Origin of the sequence: Italian clover phyllody phytoplasma str. MA1, assembly GCF_000300695.1 — a bacterium.
Lineage (GTDB): Bacteria > Bacillota_I > Bacilli_A > Acholeplasmatales > Acholeplasmataceae > Phytoplasma.
On the sequence record NZ_AKIM01000097.1, the window covers coordinates 1 to 242 of the forward strand.

Here is a 242-nt window from a genome sequence, read left to right on the forward strand (position 1 = left end):
TCTCATTATCCTCATATTTTGGTATTTTCTTATGAAATGACCTTAGAAGAAAATTTAAGTCGTTTATTAGCCCGCCAAACTCAAATTCCTTTAGATATTATTTTAGATAAAAGTTTTGAAGACTCAAACATCACACACACACTACACGGAAAGGATGAAACAAGCCAAACATTTTTTTGTTAACATTAACTTATCGTTTAGTTATGACAAAAGTAAAAACATTAATTATGTCATTGATTTAG

At 28.1% G+C, this 242-nt stretch carries 1 pseudogene; it reads left to right on the forward strand.

Annotated elements, in window-relative coordinates:
* Positions 1-242 (forward strand): annotated as a pseudogene (locus tag RI01_RS02590) (replicative DNA helicase); the annotation flags it as partial.